The sequence below is a fragment of the Klebsiella sp. V115_8 genome, from assembly GCF_029967715.1.
In the GTDB taxonomy this organism is placed as follows: Bacteria; Pseudomonadota; Gammaproteobacteria; order Enterobacterales; family Enterobacteriaceae; genus Klebsiella; species Klebsiella quasipneumoniae.
Genome location: NZ_JASCAR010000044.1, coordinates 69,447 through 84,503 on the forward strand (window position 1 = coordinate 69,447; position 15,057 = coordinate 84,503).

A 15,057-nucleotide genomic window follows, 5' to 3' on the forward strand; every position below is an offset into this window, starting at 1 on the left:
TTGCGCTAAGGCGCGGGATTTTACGGAGTGTCCGGGGGCCATGCAATGGCGGGGGATGAAAAAAAATGAAAAGGCGGCAATGCGCCGCCTTTTTAGCCAGTCAGCAGCGATTATTTGTACAAATCGGCGCTGATGGTGATGTTGCCGCCGCGTTCCTGCCACTGGCGGGTAATGTGATAGTACTTCGCCCCTTTCTTCGCCGCGCGTTTTGCCGTCTGATAGGAGATCTCGGTCATGTTGCCGTAGTTGCCGGTGAACTTGATGTTATCGAACGGCACCATTTGCGCCGCAGTCACTTTGTTCACTTCTTCAACTTTGGTGCCGTCCGGCAGCGTGACAGTGTAACGTCCGCCTTTTGACGACTGGGTCTCGAAGAAACGACCTACGCCGGTGCCGGAGCCAACCGCCGCGGTGGTGGCGACGCCCGGGATTTCGACGTTTTTCGCCGCTTCGCCGCCTTTGGCCAGCGCCGCGCGGCCGGCTTCAGAATCAGCCGGGATAGCGTCCGGGCTCTGCAGAACGCGTTTCTCCGCATCTTTTTTGTAGATATAGGCGGTAATGCGCTGGTTGCCGCCCTGGTTGGCGTCCACCTGGCGGACGATGAAGAACGCATAGGCGCCTTTCGCTTTCGCCGCTTTGGTGATGGCGTCGTTCACTTCCGGCTGGCTGCGATAGAAGCCCTGGACGGTGACGGTGTCGTAAGGCATCAGCTCAACGGCCTGATCTTTCGGCAGCTCCATCACGCCATTGATGATGCGATTTTTCGGCGCATCCGCTTTCGGCGCGTCGTCTTTATAGAGGTCAGCCGTGACGCGCCAGTTGCCGCCATTGCCGTAATCCGACGTGTCGACAACATAGAATGAGGCCGCGCCGTCTTTGTCAGCTTTGCGCGATACCGCTTGCACCGCGTCGCCAATGGCATTAAACCGGCCGGTGACGACAACGCGATCGTAGGGCTTCAGCGCAGCCGCCTGCTCCGGGGTCAACTCGGTCGCTGCGTGGGCAGACAACGTGGCGGTTGTCAGGAGAGCAGACGCCAGGAGGGTGTTTTTAAGCTTCATAAAAATAATCCTTTGCCTTGCGCAAACCATATACTGGTGTTGTTGTTGACTGAAAACGTTTGATTATTGCATTTAATCGCTGTGACTGTCTGCGTCATTTTTTGCGTGCCGCCCGAATCGTATACTACGGAAAGATAACATTTTTCGATATGTTGAAAAAACAGCCGCTTGACCAGCAAAAACGATAATCGATACCACTTTTATTAGTTAATGTAATGTTAATACAATGATCTCAATGGCGATAAATGGCGTTTTATACCACTGGATAAGCGGATTATCAGGCCTGAGAGGCAAATTCAGGTAAATATTGCTGCCCGGAACCATCTGTGCTGACAATAAGCAATAAAATCAAAATTTCTGTTTTATCGCTGTAGATCACAATCGCTATTTTCAGTAGGTTATAAAAAGTTTGTTACTGTTTCATTTTGCAGACAGCGAAAGATGGCGAGGATGATTTTGCCGTCCTGTCGCTGTTGGTCAGAAAAGTAAACCATCATCAAAAACCGATGGAAGGGAAAACTATGCGTATTGGTGTACCACAAGAAAGGCTCGCCCAGGAGACCCGGGCCGCCGCCACGCCGAAGACCGTTGAGCAGTTGCTCAAACTCGGCTTTAGCGTCGCGGTAGAAAGCGGCGCCGGGAAGCTGGCCAGCTTTGACGATGAGGCCTTTGCCCAGGCAGGGGCTGAAATCGTGACCGGCGACGAGGTGTGGCAGTCTGATGTCATCCTCAAGGTCAATGCCCCGAATGACGATGAAATTGCCCTGCTAAACCCAGGAACCACGCTGATTAGCTTTATCTGGCCGGCGCAAAACCCGCAGCTGATGGAAAAACTGGCGGCCCGTAATATCAACGTGATGGCGATGGATTCGGTGCCGCGTATCTCACGCGCCCAGTCGCTGGATGCGCTCAGCTCAATGGCCAATATCGCCGGGTACCGCGCTATCGTTGAAGCGGCCCATGAATTCGGTCGTTTCTTTACCGGGCAGATCACGGCGGCAGGCAAAGTTCCGCCCGCCAAGGTGATGGTTATCGGCGCCGGGGTGGCCGGACTGGCGGCGATTGGCGCCGCCAACAGCCTGGGCGCGATTGTCCGCGCCTTCGATACCCGCCCGGAAGTGAAGGAGCAGGTGCAGAGTATGGGCGCCGAGTTCCTCGAGCTGGATTTTAAAGAGGAAGCGGGCAGCGGCGACGGCTATGCCAAGGTGATGTCCGAAGCCTTTATCAAAGCCGAAATGGCGCTGTTCGCCGCCCAGGCGAAAGAGGTCGATATTATCGTCACCACGGCGTTAATACCGGGCAAACCGGCGCCGAAGCTGATCACCCGGGAAATGGTTGACTCAATGAAGTCGGGCAGCGTGGTGGTCGATCTCGCCTCGCAAAACGGCGGCAACTGCGAGTACACCGTGCCGGGCGAAGTGGTGACCACCGCCAACGGCGTGAAAATTATCGGTTATACCGACCTCCCAGGCCGTCTGCCGACCCAGTCCTCCCAGCTCTACGGCACTAACCTGGTGAACCTGCTGAAGCTGCTGTGCAAAGAGAAAGACGGCAATATCGTTATCGATTTCGATGACGTGGTGGTGCGCGGCGTGACCGTGGTGCGCGAAGGCGAAATCACCTGGCCGGCGCCGCCGATTCAGGTCTCCGCTCAGCCGCAGGCCGCGGCGAAAAAAGTGGAAGCGCCGAAAGAAGAGGTCAAACCGGCGTCGCCGTGGCGCAAATATGCGCTGATCGCGCTGGCGATTATCCTCTTCGGCTGGCTGGCCAACGTGGCGCCTAAAGAGTTCCTCGGCCATTTCACCGTCTTCGCGCTGGCCTGCGTGGTGGGTTACTACGTGGTATGGAATGTCTCCCATGCCCTGCATACGCCGCTGATGTCGGTGACGAACGCCATTTCGGGCATTATCGTGGTTGGCGCATTGTTGCAGATAGGCCACGGCGGCTGGGTCAGCTTCCTGAGCTTTATCGCGGTACTGATCGCCAGCATTAATATTTTCGGTGGTTTTACCGTGACTCAGCGCATGCTAAAAATGTTTCGCAAAGGATAAGGGGTAGCACATGTCTGGTGGATTAGTTACAGCTGCATACATTGTTGCTGCAATCCTGTTTATTTTCAGCCTGGCGGGTCTGTCGAAACACGAAACCTCGCAGCAGGGCAACTATTTCGGCATCGCCGGGATGGCCATCGCTCTGATCGCCACCATTCTGGGGCCGGACGCCGGCAACGTCGGCTGGATTATCCTCGCGATGGTGATCGGCGGGGCCATCGGTATTCGTCTGGCGAAGAAGGTCGAAATGACCGAGATGCCGGAGCTGGTGGCCATCCTGCACAGCTTCGTGGGCCTGGCGGCGGTGCTGGTAGGGTTTAACAGCTACCTGCAGCATGAAACCGGTATGGAGCAGATTCTGGTCAATATCCATTTGACCGAAGTGTTCCTCGGCATCTTCATCGGCGCGGTGACCTTCACCGGTTCGGTGGTGGCGTTTGGTAAACTGCGCGGCAAGATCTCCTCCAAACCGCTGATGCTGCCTAATCGCCATAAGCTGAACCTGGCGGCGCTGGTGGTCTCCTTCGTACTGATGGTGATTTTCGTGCGCTCCGACAGCACCGGCACCCAGGTCCTGTGCCTGCTGGTGATGACCGCGATCGCGCTGGCCTTCGGCTGGCACCTGGTGGCCTCTATCGGCGGCGCGGACATGCCGGTGGTGGTCTCTATGCTCAACTCCTACTCGGGCTGGGCGGCGGCGGCGGCGGGCTTTATGCTGAGCAATGACCTGCTGATCGTCACCGGCGCGCTGGTGGGCTCTTCCGGCGCCATCCTCTCTTACATTATGTGTAAGGCGATGAACCGCTCCTTTATCAGCGTGATTGCCGGCGGCTTCGGCACCGATGGTTCCTCCAGCGGCGGCGATGAAGAAGTGGGCGAGCACCGCGAAATTAGCGCCGAAGAGACGGCGGAGATGCTGAAAAATTCGCACTCGGTCATCATCACCCCGGGCTATGGTATGGCGGTGGCCCAGGCGCAGTATCCGGTGGCCGAGATCACCGAGAAGCTGCGGGCGCGCGGCATTAAGGTGCGCTTTGGCATTCACCCGGTCGCCGGCCGTCTGCCGGGGCATATGAACGTCCTGCTGGCGGAGGCCAAGGTGCCTTACGACATCGTGCTGGAGATGGATGAGATCAACGATGATTTCAGCGACACCGACACCGTGCTGGTCATTGGCGCTAACGATACCGTCAACCCGGCGGCGCAGGACGATCCGAAGAGCCCGATTGCTGGCATGCCGGTGCTTGAGGTGTGGAAAGCGCAGAACGTGGTGGTCTTTAAGCGTTCGATGAACACCGGTTACGCCGGCGTACAGAACCCGCTGTTCTTTAAAGAGAACACCCATATGCTGTTTGGCGATGCCAAAGCCAGCGTCGATGCGATCCTGAAAGCGCTGTAATGTAACATTATTGTTTTACAACGTTTGTTTATAAGCCGTCTCCTGTGAGACGGCTTTTTTATATGCAGAAGGATGCCAGGAATTGTTCATAAAATAAGCGGAGAGAGGTGATATAATGTTCCGGTTCTTACATCAGACAGAGGATATTATGGATACCGAGTTAACCCCAACGCAGATGGCCATCGAATTCTTACGCCGCGACACCACCGTCATGACCCCAGCGCAGTATCTGAAAAAACTTAAACTGCTGGAGCTGGAGTTTGCTGACCTGATGGCGCTCTCCTCGCTGGAGCTGAAAGAAGAGATCGATCTGGCCTGGCGTCTGGGTATCCACTGAGTCGTTCATGATCGCCATGCAATGACGGGGCCGCAAGCGGCCCTTTTTTGTGCCTGAGGGAAAGCGGGCAAAAAAATCCCCCGCGAGGCGGGGGAAGGTGAACGTTCCGGGAGGGAAGGTTAATCGTCGTCGTCGTCGTCCAGTTCCACCGGCGTCTGATAGGCCTCTGGTTTAAGCACCAGCAGATCGCAGCGCAGGTGGTCGACTACCTGCTCCGCGGTATTGCCAAGGAACGCCGCGGAGAGGCCGGTGCGTCCGACCGTACCCAGCACCACGATCCCCGCCTGCAGATGCTCGGCGAGATCCGGGATCACCTCCTCAGGCAACCCTTTTTCCACATGGGTGAATTTCTCGTCAATGCCAAACTTCTGCCGCAGCGCTTTCATCGCCAGCAGATGCTGACCGCGAATGGCGTCGTTGTAGACGCTGGGATCGAAATCCGGCAGCTCAATCGCGATATTGATCGGGGTGACCGGATAGGCGCCGATAAGGTGCACTTCTGTGTGGTTGACTTCTTCCGCCAGCGACAGCGTCTCGCGAACCAGCTTCTCGTTGAGGGTGTTGTGATAATTCTCTTCGCTGGCCAGATTGACGGCGACTAGCGCTTTACCGCCTTCCGGCCACGGCTGATCTTTCACCATCCAGACCGGGCAGGGGCACTTACGCAGCAGATGCCAGTCGGTCGGGGTGAAGATCACCGCTTCCAGCTTGTCGTGCTGGTGGGCCATCTTCAGCAGCAGGTCGTGTTTCTCACTGATCACTTCCTGAATAATGGCTTCGAAGGGGCGGTTGTGCCACACCACTTTCACGTCAATCGGCACACCGGATTCAAGATAGAATTTCGCCTGCTCGCGGATCCAGGCCGTTCGTTGGGCAATGACGCCCTGACGCATCGCCGTCCGTTCGTCCGGCGACAGCAGGGTGGTCATTTCATAAGAAAAATCATAGATCGGCAAAAAGGCTTTGATGCGTCCACCAATCCGTTGGTGCAGGTACACCGCTCGCCTTAGCGCCGGCTGGTCGTCCTGGTTAGGATCGATTACTACCAGCATGCTCTGATACTTCGCCATACAGGGTCTCCTTACAACTGCAGCTACCGTCAGTTATTAAAAAGATAACCTATATGGATGAATTGAAACAGGGGAGGAGCCTGGTCAGATCAACAAATCTGAAAAAAATGCCGATCCTGACCAGGTGTTGCGCGGAGATTAAGCGACGTTGCGCGCCTGACCGGCCAGCTGGGCCAGCAGGTCGCCGTTTTCAATCGTGATGTATTTGCCTTTCACCGCCAGCATGCCGCTCTTCTGGAAACGCCCCAGCAGACGGCTGATGGTTTCGACGGTGAGGCCGAGATAGTTGCCAATGTCGCCGCGGGTCATGGTCAGTCGGAACTCGCGGGGAGAGAAACCGCGCTGCGCGAAACGGCGGGACAGGTTATAGATAAACGCGGCCAGGCGCTCTTCGGCGTTCTTTTTGGAAAGCAGCAGGATCATATCCTGGTCGCCTTTGATCTCACCGCTCATCAGGCGCATCATCTGCTGACGCAGATTCGGCATTTTTCCGGAAAGATCGTCGAGGGTTTCAAAGGGGATCTCGCACACCATTGAGGTTTCCAGCGCCTGGGCGAAGCTCGGGTGCAGGCCGGTGCCGATGGCGTCGAAGCCCACCAGATCGCCCGCCAGATGGAAGCCGGTAATCTGCTCATCGCCTTGCTCGGTGATGGTGTAGCTTTTGATGGTCCCGGAGCGAATGGCGTACAACGATTTCAGCTCATCACCCGCTTTGAACAAGGTTTGACCTTTCTGGATGGGCTTTTTCCGCTCGATAATATTATCCAGCTGATCAAGCTCATGCTCGTTCAGAGTAAAGGGGATGCAGAGCTGGCTGATACTGCAATCCTGACAATGGATAGCACAACCGCCAGACTGAATGCGTCGAATAATTCGCTTCTCAGGGATCATATGTCTGCTCAGGCCTTAATTGATATTGGTCAATTTTAACATCTTTTTGATGAGCAGGTAAGTCTTCAGGCTCTGAAACACGTAATATCAGCAGGGTAAATCAACACAGGCTGATATCTGCTTGATTAAAAATAGATTATTCAGCCACATTAGATTGTAAAATTACCTGAAAATTCCGAAAACGCATTTTCAGTCAAAGCAACAGATAGCCCTCGTGGCGCAGAAGCCACTCTTTACGCTGCACGCCGCCGGCATAGCCGGTCATCGTGCCGTTACGCCCGATGACCCGATGGCAGGGCACCACAATACTCACCGGGTTGGCGCCATTGGCGGCCCCCACGGCGCGCGCCGCGCCGGGACGACCGAGCGCCTCGGCCAGCTGACCATAGTGCATCACCTGGCCGCAGGGGATTTCGCGTAACGCCCGCCAGACCTGGCGCTGGAAAGGGGTGCCGGCGGTGGCGGTAGGCAGGGTCTCGATAACGGCCAGGTCGCCGGCAAAATAGTCGTTCAGCTTACTGCTGAGACCGCCTGGATTGCGGCAGTCGACGCGCTGATAGCCTTCCCGGCGATAGTGTACATCGAGCAGGGTTTCCATCCGATCGCGGTGCTCGTCCCACTCGACGGCGCGCAAATTAAACTGTTCGTCGCAGAGCACCCACAGCGCCCCCAGCGGGGTATCCATTTTATCCTGCAGCAAGGTCAACATCGTTTCGGTCATCCACCATCGTACACGTGGGCCACACGATACCACGCGCCGGCGGCGGTCAACTATACTCCCAAAAGATAAACCCGCATCATCGACCGGCAGCCAGCGGCCGTTACGTTGATTTATTTTTGGATCGATCCTGGCGGGTTATCGGGCATGGTTTTTGCTACTTTTAAGCTGACGACGCCGGTCCTCCGCGCAGCTTTGCGCGCCCGGGAAGGTGCCGCCGCGTCGGCGCGGCGTGGTTAATAACTCAGAGGTGGGGCTATGCAATATATACTGACTGGCGTAATCGTATTGATCTTCAGCGGCCTGGTTATCCATGGTCTCACGCTGTTGCTCGAACGCGGGTATCGCGCGCTTTTCGGCATCTTCGCCGGAGCCGCGGATCTCCCCCGCAAGGTCAAAGTGAAGGTGCCGCGTTAAGCGTAAGCCGCCGTCCCTGGCGCTTCAACGGCTTAAGGAAGCCGCGGATAGATGCCAGGGCCGATGGGCAGTCCTGCCAGATACCAGCCCACCAGTAACAGCAGCCAGACGGCGAGAAAAATCAGCGGGTAAGGGAGCACCAGCGAATAGTATGTCCCGAGGCGGGCGTCCGGTCGGTAGCGCTGTAAAAAACCGAGAAACAGCGGCACAAACGGTGAAACCGGCGCCAGCGGCAGCACCGATGAATCGGCGATGCGAAACAGGATCTGCGCAAACGCCGGGTGGAAGCCCAGCAGCATAAACATCGGCACGAAGATCGGCGCCAGAATCGACCAGATGGCCGAGCCGCTGGCGATAAACATACACAGAAAAGCCGACAGCAGCGCCAGACCGACAAACGCCGGGACGCCGTTCATGCCGGCGCTCTCCAGCAGGTCCGTCAGGCCAACGGCCATAAACTTACCCATATTGCTCCAGTTGAACATCGCCACGAACTGCGCCAGCGGGAAGACCATCACGATAAATCCGGCCATCTCTTTCATCGGCTCAATCATCAGCTGCGGCAGATCGGCCTGGCGGCGAATTTTGCCGGTGGCGATGCCGTAAGCCAGCGACACGACAAAGAAGAAAAAGATGATCAGCGGCACGATGCCTTTGATAAACGGCGAGGGCATGACCGTGTGTTGAACCGGGTCGCGAAGAATGCCGTTTTCGGGGACCACCATCAGGGCGATGACCGCCACGAACGCCAGCGTCGCCACGCCGGCGATGCGCAGGCCGAAACGCTCCTCGGCGGTCAGGGTCTGCAGCTTGTCATCACGACTGCCTTGCCATTGGCCCAGCCGCGGCTCCACCAGCTTGTCAGTGATCAAACCGCCGACGAGGGTCAGGAGGATCACCGAGGTTGCCATAAAGTACCAGTTGTCGATCACGCTGACGTGCAGAGAGGCATCGATGGATTTGGCCGCCTCGGTGCTGATCCCGGAGAGCAGCACGTCGGTGGTGACGATCAGTAAATTGGCGGTAAAGCCGCAGCCCACGCCGGCAATGGCTGCAAGCAGGCCGGCGACCGGATGCCGACCGACGGCGAGAAACATCAGCGCCCCCAGCGGCGGCATGATCACCAGCGCGGCGTCCGAAGAGATATGGCTGAAAAAGGCGATAAACAGCACCATATAGCTGGCATAACGGGCGCTAACGTGGGAGGCCATCTTCACCATCAGCGCGGGCAACAGGCCCACCCGCTCGGCAAAGCCGGCGCCCAGCACCAGGGCGAGGATCGCCCCCAGCGGCGCGAAACCGCTGAAGTTTTTAATCACGTTCGGTAGAAACCAGTGCAACCCTTCCACGCTGAGCAGGTTTTTGACCACCACCCGCGACCCGTCCGCAGGGTTTTGGACCCCGACGTTGAAGGCGGAGAGTATCGCCGTGGCGGCGATCAGCGCCACGATAAGATAGATAAACAGCAAAAACGGGTGCGGGACCTTATTACCGATCTTCTCTACCCAGCCATAGCGCTTTCCGGCGGGGGAAGGCGACGGTATGGATGACATACTCATGGGCGTTCCTCTGTTGTCGTTGTTGTGTTAGGCAGGCCTGCTCCCGTACTGCCGGCGGTTATTATGGTCGGTGCGTGCCGCGATGCCGGTCAGCGTCTGTCAGGAGCGGTCTGGTCTGTATGGTTAGCGTAAAACCGACGGACTCACCTCAGCCGGGATCGGGCAGCGGTAGGGATGTTCTGCCAGCGCTTGCCTGAGCTCTCGCTGGCTGGCCTCCAGCAGCGCGCGGTCGCTGAATAAGCGGATCGCCGTCGCCGCGAGGACTTTCCCCGCCAGCAGCATCCCTTTATGGGCGATGGCGGTGCGTCCCTGGCTCACCAGCTGCCAGCTGTGCAACGGGGTACCCACCGCGAAGCAGGGGCTGAAGCACTGGGCCACCGGCGCTTTCCAGCTGACGTCGCCGACGTCGGTGGAGCCGGCGAGGAGCGTATCCGTGGCCGCCCACGGCGCCACCTCCTCAATCAGCAGGGTGTCGCGGTGGCGACGTGCGAAGGTTTTTCCCGCCTCGCCGCCGGTGCCGGCGATATTGTTCAGGCTGTTGTTGATATCGTTGTCGCTGAGCGTGGCGCGGATCGCTGCGGCAAAGGCGCGCTCGTCGTCGCTCCATGCCGGCGTGCCGTAATGGCATACCGCCTGGTACATCGCCGCTTCGAGCGTGCGGTTGGGCAGATAGCCCGAGCAGGCTTTTTCAAAGCGGCAGCTGACGTGGGTCTCGGTCATCAGCGCGGCCCCCTGGGCAATCTTCTCAATGCGGGCGAAAATCTGTTCCACGTCGGCCATCTCCGGCGCGCGGATCAGATACAGCACTTCCGCCTGGGCCTGGACGACGTTGGGCGAGACGCCGCCGGTATCGGTAATGGCGTAATGAACCCGCGCCTTCTCGATAATATGTTCATTCAGGAAGTTGCTGCCGGTGGTCATCAGGGTGACCGCGTCCAGGGCGCTTCGCCCCAGGTGCGGCGAATTGGCGGCGTGGGCGGCGGTGCCGGTAAAGCGCCACGCCGCCTGAATGTTGGCGAGGGTGCGGGTGCTGAACATCCCGGCCCAGGCCTCCGGATGCCAGGTGAGGGCCGCATCGACGTCATCAAACAGCCCTTCGCGCACCATAAAGGTTTTGCCCGAGCCGCCTTCTTCCCCCGGGCAACCGTAGAAGCGCAGGGTGCCTGCACCGCCGTGCTGCTGCAGCCATTTTTTAGCGGCCACCGCCGCGGCGAAAGCCGCCGTCCCGAGCAGATTGTGCCCGCAGCCGTGACCGTTGTCCCCCGGCGTCGACGATGTCGGCTCCGCGCTGTGGGCCTGCTGGCTAAGACCCGCCAGGGCGTCAAACTCGCCCAGCAGGGCAATAACCGGTTGGCCCTCGCCGACGCTGGCGATAAAAGCATTGGGGATCCCGCCGGCATCCCGGGTAAGCTGAAAACCTTCCGCTTCCAGGGCGTCCGCCAGCCGGCGGGCGGACCAGAACTCCTCAAAGCGCGTCTCCGGGTGATCCCAGATGTCATCGGCGATAGCGCAATACCTCTCGCGGCTTGCCTCAATCACCTCGTCCACAAACTGAAAGATGGGTTCCATCACACCCCCCGCAGCCAGGGAAAGTTAAGCGCGACGCGCGCCAGGGTGTCGACCGCGACCGTCATTACGCTCTCGTCGAAGTCAAACTTCTCGTTGTGGTGACCGGCGCTCAGTTCGGTGCCGAATATCATGTACGAGGCGAGGCCGCCGCGCGCCTGGACCCGGGCCATCATCAGGGTGGCGTCTTCCGATCCCGCCGGGGCGGCGATGCGATCCACCGCCTGCTGCACGCCGGGCACAAGGGCGGCCTGTTCGCGCAGGTACGCCACCCACGCCGGCGACGGGGCGCTGGCGGTGGCCGCGCCCATCATGCGTAACTCGTACCCGGCTTGATGCATCGCCGCGGCCCCGGCGATGACGTGCTGCGCCCGGTCAAAAACATACTGATTGATGGCTTCGCTTTCGCCGCGGGTTTCCACTTTTAACAGGGCCGAAGAGGGCACCACGTTGCGTCCGGTGCCGGCCTGCATCACCCCAACGTTGACCCGCGACGCGCCGGCGCTGTGCGGTGGGATGGCGTGCAGAGCAAGGGCGGCCTGGGCGGCGGCGAGCAGCGCGTTGCGCCCATCTTCAGGCTTACCGCCGGCATGGGCGGCCACGCCGCTAAAATGCACATCGAATTTGGTGGTGGCCATAAAGTTGTCCCCACCGCACACCACGGTGCCGACCGGAACGCCGGTGCCGATATGGATGGCGGTGAAATAGTCCACCTCGTCCACCACGCCGGCGGCCACCATCGCGCGGGCGCCGCGGGTACCCTCTTCAGCAGGCTGGAAAATCAGTTTAATGACCCCGTTGAGCTGGGCGGCATACTGCTTGAGCACATGCGCCAGACCCAGCCCGATGGCGGTATGTCCATCGTGGCCGCAGGCGTGCATCATGCCGGCGTTGCAGGAGGCGAAATGGTCGCGATGGGGGCGGTGGCTGTCATCGTGCTGCTCATTGAGGTCGAGGGCGTCCATGTCGACGCGAAAGGCCAGGGTTGGGCCGGGACGTCCGGTGTCGAGCGTCGCCACCACGCCGGCGAACCCGCCTTCAAACGCCGGCAACCAGCGTTCCGGCGCCCCTTGCTCGCGGGCGCGCTCGAAAGCCTGGGTCAGGGTCTCCTCATCCGGCAGCCCCATCCGGCTGTCGGCATCGATGACGTCACGCCCCAGCGCCAGCTGGTAGCCGAGTCCGTCGAGGATCTCCGCCACCTTGCTGGCGGTGCGAAACTCCAGCCAGCCGGATTCAGCGTGCAGGTGAAAATCGCGGCGCCATTGGGTCATGGCTGGCGCCAGCTGGCGCAGGTATTCATCAAGTTGCGGCATAGCTTATCCTGTCATAAGTAAAAAATGTGACGGCGTTCACGATGTGATAGCTTTTGTTTATCACTGACGCGCTACAGGCCTTAACGCTCTTAACCTGCCACAGCCTGATGGATTACAGTAGATGTCATTTTCTTCCGTCTGATAAACAACGGTTATCACCAAAAGCATGGCATTTCAGATTAAATTTCATCAAATTCGCGCCTTCGTCGAGGTGGCCCGGGAAGGGAGTATTCGCGGCGCCAGCCGCTCGCTGGCGGTCTCGCAGCCGGCCCTGACCAAAGCGATTAAAGAGCTGGAGGAGGGGCTTTCCGCTCAGCTGTTCGTCCGCCGCCGCCAGGGGGTGGCGCTGACTGACGATGGCGAAAGTTTTTATCAACATGCGAGCCTGATCCTCGAGGAGCTGCGGGCGGCGCAGGATGAACTGCTGCAGCGCCAGGGAGAGCAGGCCGGGCAGATCAATATTGGCCTTGGCGCCAGCGTCGCCCGGTCGCTGATGCCGTCGGTGATCTGCCGCTTTCATCAGCAGCATCCGCAGGTGAAGGTGCGGATCATGGAGGGCCAGCTGCTGGCGATGATCAATGAGCTGCGCCAGGGGGAGCTGGATTTCACCATCAACACCTACTATCCCGGGCCGTACGACCATGAGTTCAGCTTTGAAAAACTGTTTGAGAAACCGTTCGCGGTCTTCGCCCGCGCGGGGCATCCGGCGGCGCAGGCCACCTCGCTGGTGGAGCTGATGGATCACCACTGGACCATGCCGACGCCGCGCGGCAGCTACTTTAAACAGCTGCAGGACCGGTTTAATCAGGCCGGACTGGCGCCCAAGGTGGATATTGTGTGCGAGACCTTCTCGTCGTGCATCAGCCTGGTGGTGAAAAGCGATTTTCTCAGTATCCTGCCGGTGGAGCTCGGCAACGATCCGATGATGGCGGACAAGCTGATGATGATCCCCGTCCGCGAAGCGTTGCCGACGGCGGCCTATTTTCTGATCCAGCGGCGCGACACCCGGCAGACGCCGCTAACGGCGTCATTAATCACCCTGTTTCGCCGCCAGAGTCGACAATTGTTTCCTTAACCGCCCGTCGCGCTCACTTTGCCAGCAGACGGGGCTAAACGCGTTGAGGGGGGAGCGCGAGGCGGCTATAGTAGCTGGCGACAGCCGCTGGAGGAGAGACCATGAACCTTGATGACAAATCCCTGTTTCTTGACGCCATGGAAGATGTCCAGCCCCTAAAACGTAACAATGACGTGCACTGGCATCCCGGGCGCAACAGTCGCGCCCCGCAGCGCGTCGACACCCTGCAACTGGATAATTTTCTCACTACCGGCTATCTCGATATCGTACCTCTCGTCACGCCGCTGGCGTTTAAGCGCGAAGGGCTGCAGAGCGGTGTGCTGGATAAGCTACGGCGGGGGAAATACAGCCAGCAGGCGAGCCTCTCCCTGCTGCGCCAGCCGGTGGAACAGTGCCGGCAGATGCTCTTCGCCTTTATGGTGCAGGCGCAGAAAGAGGGGTTACGCAATGTGCTGATCGTTCACGGCAAAGGCCGCGACGACCAGTCCCATGCCAATATCATCCGCAGCTATCTGGCGCGCTGGCTGGAAGAGCTGCCGGAGGTGCAGGCCTTCTGCGCCGCGCTACCACATCATGGCGGTAGCGGCGCCTGCTATGTCGCGCTGCGTAAATCGGCCGAAGCGAAGCAGGAGACCTGGGAGCGGCACGCCAAGCGCAGCCGTTAGCGCAGCAGCAGCGTCAGCTCGCGAGCGGCTTTTTGCAGCTCCGGCAGCACGCGGTCGATCATCTCGCGGGCCGACATCTGGCCCGCATGCACCCCGACGTTCAGCGCCGCCTGCGCCTGCCCCTGGGCGTTAAACAGTGGTACCGCGAGGGAGCGCAGGCCCATCTCCAGCTCCTGATCGTTGAGGGCATACCCCTGCTGATGCACCCGTTTCAGCTCGGCGCGCAGCTTCGCCACCGAATCCACCGTCTGCGGGGTATAGCGGATCATGGTTACCCGGGCCAGCATGTCGTTGAGCTTCTCCTCCGGCTGATGGCTGAGCAGCACCCGACCCATCGAGGTCGCCCACGCCGGAAGGCGGCTGCCGATATCGAGGTCGATGGTCATGATCCGCGAGCTGGAAGCGCGGGCGATATACAGGATATCGTCCCCGTCGAGGGTGGCGATGGAGCAGGATTCATTGAGCATTTCGCTCAGATGCCGCAGCACCGGCTGCGCCGAACGCGCCAGCGGCGTTGAGGCCAGCCAGGCGTGCCCCAGGGCCAGGATCCGCGGCCGCAGCTGAAAATGCTTACCGTCTTCGGCATAAACGAACCCCAGCTTGCTCAGGGTATACAGGCAGCGGCGCACCGCTGCGCGCGGAATGCCGGTCTTCTGACTGATCTGTGAGATAGACAGCAGGGGCCGCTGCGGCGTGAATGCCTGAATCACCTCCAGGCCGCGCGCCAGCGAGGCCATGAAGTTAGGATCGCCCTTAAACGGATCGCCGTCGCCGGTCAGTAAATCGTCTGGATGCTTGTCCATTTCTGTTCCCCATATTTGCCATCGATCACATTCTTTCGCTAAAGATAACCGATGTTCGATTATCGCACCATATTTCGATTATCGCCCTTGACCGACATCGTTAAGCGGGTCACATTTTGTGCGAACAACGAA

14 protein-coding genes are annotated in these 15,057 nt (G+C 59.2%); 6 read left to right on the top strand and 8 right to left on the bottom strand.

Annotated elements, in window-relative coordinates; all coding sequences use genetic code 11:
• Nucleotides 1-110: 110 nt before the first annotated feature.
• Nucleotides 111-1,061 carry a DUF1471 family protein YdgH gene (gene ydgH / locus QLG03_RS21760; RefSeq protein WP_004887044.1) on the bottom strand — a complete coding sequence of 317 codons (951 nt, stop codon included), beginning with the start codon at nucleotides 1,059-1,061 and terminating at the stop codon, nucleotides 111-113.
• 521 nt (nucleotides 1,062-1,582) lie between these two features.
• On the opposite strand from ydgH, the gene pntA reads away from it, so the two are divergent.
• The 3 genes from pntA to QLG03_RS21780 all read left to right on the top strand — a co-directional run bounded on the left by pntA (nucleotide 1,583) and on the right by QLG03_RS21780 (nucleotide 4,848).
• The gene (pntA, locus tag QLG03_RS21770) at nucleotides 1,583-3,112 is read left to right on the top strand and encodes a Re/Si-specific NAD(P)(+) transhydrogenase subunit alpha (RefSeq protein WP_048297428.1); all 1,530 of its coding nucleotides are present in this window, start codon (nucleotides 1,583-1,585) and stop codon (nucleotides 3,110-3,112) included.
• Nucleotides 3,113-3,122: 10 nt separating this feature from the next.
• Nucleotides 3,123-4,511 carry a Re/Si-specific NAD(P)(+) transhydrogenase subunit beta gene (gene pntB, locus QLG03_RS21775; protein WP_023289505.1) on the top strand — a complete coding sequence of 463 codons (1,389 nt, stop codon included), beginning with the start codon at nucleotides 3,123-3,125 and terminating at the stop codon, nucleotides 4,509-4,511.
• 148 nt (nucleotides 4,512-4,659) lie between these two features.
• Nucleotides 4,660-4,848 carry a YdiH family protein gene (locus QLG03_RS21780; protein WP_004887037.1) on the top strand — a complete coding sequence of 63 codons (189 nt, stop codon included), beginning with the start codon at nucleotides 4,660-4,662 and terminating at the stop codon, nucleotides 4,846-4,848.
• 119 nt (nucleotides 4,849-4,967) lie between these two features.
• Here QLG03_RS21780 and uspE read toward each other — a convergent pair whose 3' ends face one another.
• The 3 genes from uspE to ogt all read right to left on the bottom strand — a co-directional run bounded on the left by uspE (nucleotide 4,968) and on the right by ogt (nucleotide 7,518).
• Nucleotides 4,968-5,918, bottom strand: a complete 951-nt coding sequence (gene uspE, locus QLG03_RS21785) for a universal stress protein UspE (protein ID WP_004887033.1) — start codon at nucleotides 5,916-5,918, stop codon at nucleotides 4,968-4,970.
• Nucleotides 5,919-6,056: 138 nt separating this feature from the next.
• Nucleotides 6,057-6,809, bottom strand: a complete 753-nt coding sequence (gene fnr / locus QLG03_RS21790; RefSeq protein WP_004887031.1) for a fumarate/nitrate reduction transcriptional regulator Fnr — start codon at nucleotides 6,807-6,809, stop codon at nucleotides 6,057-6,059.
• Between the two features lie 193 nt (nucleotides 6,810-7,002).
• The gene (gene ogt, locus QLG03_RS21795) at nucleotides 7,003-7,518 is read right to left on the bottom strand and encodes a methylated-DNA--[protein]-cysteine S-methyltransferase (RefSeq protein ID WP_023289506.1); all 516 of its coding nucleotides are present in this window, start codon (nucleotides 7,516-7,518) and stop codon (nucleotides 7,003-7,005) included.
• 267 nt (nucleotides 7,519-7,785) lie between these two features.
• Here ogt and QLG03_RS21800 point away from each other — a divergent pair, with 267 nt between their 5' ends.
• Entirely contained in the window at nucleotides 7,786-7,944 is a 159-nt protein-coding gene (locus QLG03_RS21800) for a hypothetical protein (protein WP_023289507.1), read from the top strand.
• Nucleotides 7,945-7,976: 32 nt separating this feature from the next.
• On the opposite strand, the gene abgT is transcribed toward QLG03_RS21800, so the two are convergent.
• From abgT to QLG03_RS21815, 3 genes are all read right to left on the bottom strand, one after another.
• Nucleotides 7,977-9,503, bottom strand: a complete 1,527-nt coding sequence (abgT, locus tag QLG03_RS21805) for a p-aminobenzoyl-glutamate transporter (RefSeq protein WP_044522707.1) — start codon at nucleotides 9,501-9,503, stop codon at nucleotides 7,977-7,979.
• Nucleotides 9,504-9,626: 123 nt separating this feature from the next.
• A complete protein-coding gene (locus tag QLG03_RS21810; RefSeq protein ID WP_255987451.1) occupies nucleotides 9,627-11,072 on the bottom strand; it encodes a M20 family metallopeptidase in 1,446 nt (481 codons plus the stop codon).
• Nucleotides 11,072-12,382, bottom strand: coding sequence for a M20 family metallo-hydrolase (locus tag QLG03_RS21815; protein ID WP_255987452.1), 1,311 nt, complete (start codon nucleotides 12,380-12,382; stop codon nucleotides 11,072-11,074). Before QLG03_RS21815 ends, QLG03_RS21810 begins: the two co-directional genes overlap by 1 nt.
• 166 nt (nucleotides 12,383-12,548) lie before the next feature.
• On the opposite strand from QLG03_RS21815, the gene QLG03_RS21820 reads away from it, so the two are divergent.
• A complete protein-coding gene (locus QLG03_RS21820) occupies nucleotides 12,549-13,457 on the top strand; it encodes a LysR family transcriptional regulator (protein ID WP_044522727.1) in 909 nt (302 codons plus the stop codon).
• Nucleotides 13,458-13,558: 101 nt separating this feature from the next.
• Nucleotides 13,559-14,122, top strand: coding sequence for a DNA endonuclease SmrA (gene smrA / locus QLG03_RS21825; protein ID WP_072421727.1), 564 nt, complete (start codon nucleotides 13,559-13,561; stop codon nucleotides 14,120-14,122).
• On the opposite strand, the gene QLG03_RS21830 is transcribed toward smrA, so the two are convergent.
• Entirely contained in the window at nucleotides 14,119-14,925 is an 807-nt protein-coding gene (locus tag QLG03_RS21830; protein WP_023289513.1) for an IclR family transcriptional regulator C-terminal domain-containing protein, read from the bottom strand. The genes smrA and QLG03_RS21830 overlap by 4 nt on opposite strands.
• Nucleotides 14,926-15,057: the final 132 nt, after the last annotated feature.

Excerpts from the sequence above, each read along its gene's own strand:
- uspE (WP_004887033.1), bottom strand. The coding sequence starts at position 5,918 with ATGGCGAAGTATCAGAGCATGCTGGTAGTAATCGATCCTAACCAGGAC.
- ydgH (WP_004887044.1), bottom strand. The coding sequence starts at position 1,061 with ATGAAGCTTAAAAACACCCTCCTGGCGTCTGCTCTCCTGACAACCGCC.
- pntA (WP_048297428.1), top strand. The coding sequence starts at position 1,583 with ATGCGTATTGGTGTACCACAAGAAAGGCTCGCCCAGGAGACCCGGGCC.
- QLG03_RS21820 (WP_044522727.1), top strand. The coding sequence starts at position 12,549 with ATGGCATTTCAGATTAAATTTCATCAAATTCGCGCCTTCGTCGAGGTG.
- smrA (WP_072421727.1), top strand. The coding sequence starts at position 13,559 with ATGAACCTTGATGACAAATCCCTGTTTCTTGACGCCATGGAAGATGTC.
- QLG03_RS21830 (WP_023289513.1), bottom strand. The coding sequence starts at position 14,925 with ATGGACAAGCATCCAGACGATTTACTGACCGGCGACGGCGATCCGTTT.
- ogt (WP_023289506.1), bottom strand. The coding sequence starts at position 7,518 with ATGTTGACCTTGCTGCAGGATAAAATGGATACCCCGCTGGGGGCGCTG.
- QLG03_RS21780 (WP_004887037.1), top strand. The coding sequence starts at position 4,660 with ATGGATACCGAGTTAACCCCAACGCAGATGGCCATCGAATTCTTACGC.
- pntB (WP_023289505.1), top strand. The coding sequence starts at position 3,123 with ATGTCTGGTGGATTAGTTACAGCTGCATACATTGTTGCTGCAATCCTG.
- fnr (WP_004887031.1), bottom strand. The coding sequence starts at position 6,809 with ATGATCCCTGAGAAGCGAATTATTCGACGCATTCAGTCTGGCGGTTGT.
- abgT (WP_044522707.1), bottom strand. The coding sequence starts at position 9,503 with ATGAGTATGTCATCCATACCGTCGCCTTCCCCCGCCGGAAAGCGCTAT.
- QLG03_RS21815 (WP_255987452.1), bottom strand. The coding sequence starts at position 12,382 with ATGCCGCAACTTGATGAATACCTGCGCCAGCTGGCGCCAGCCATGACC.
- QLG03_RS21800 (WP_023289507.1), top strand. The coding sequence starts at position 7,786 with ATGCAATATATACTGACTGGCGTAATCGTATTGATCTTCAGCGGCCTG.
- QLG03_RS21810 (WP_255987451.1), bottom strand. The coding sequence starts at position 11,072 with ATGGAACCCATCTTTCAGTTTGTGGACGAGGTGATTGAGGCAAGCCGC.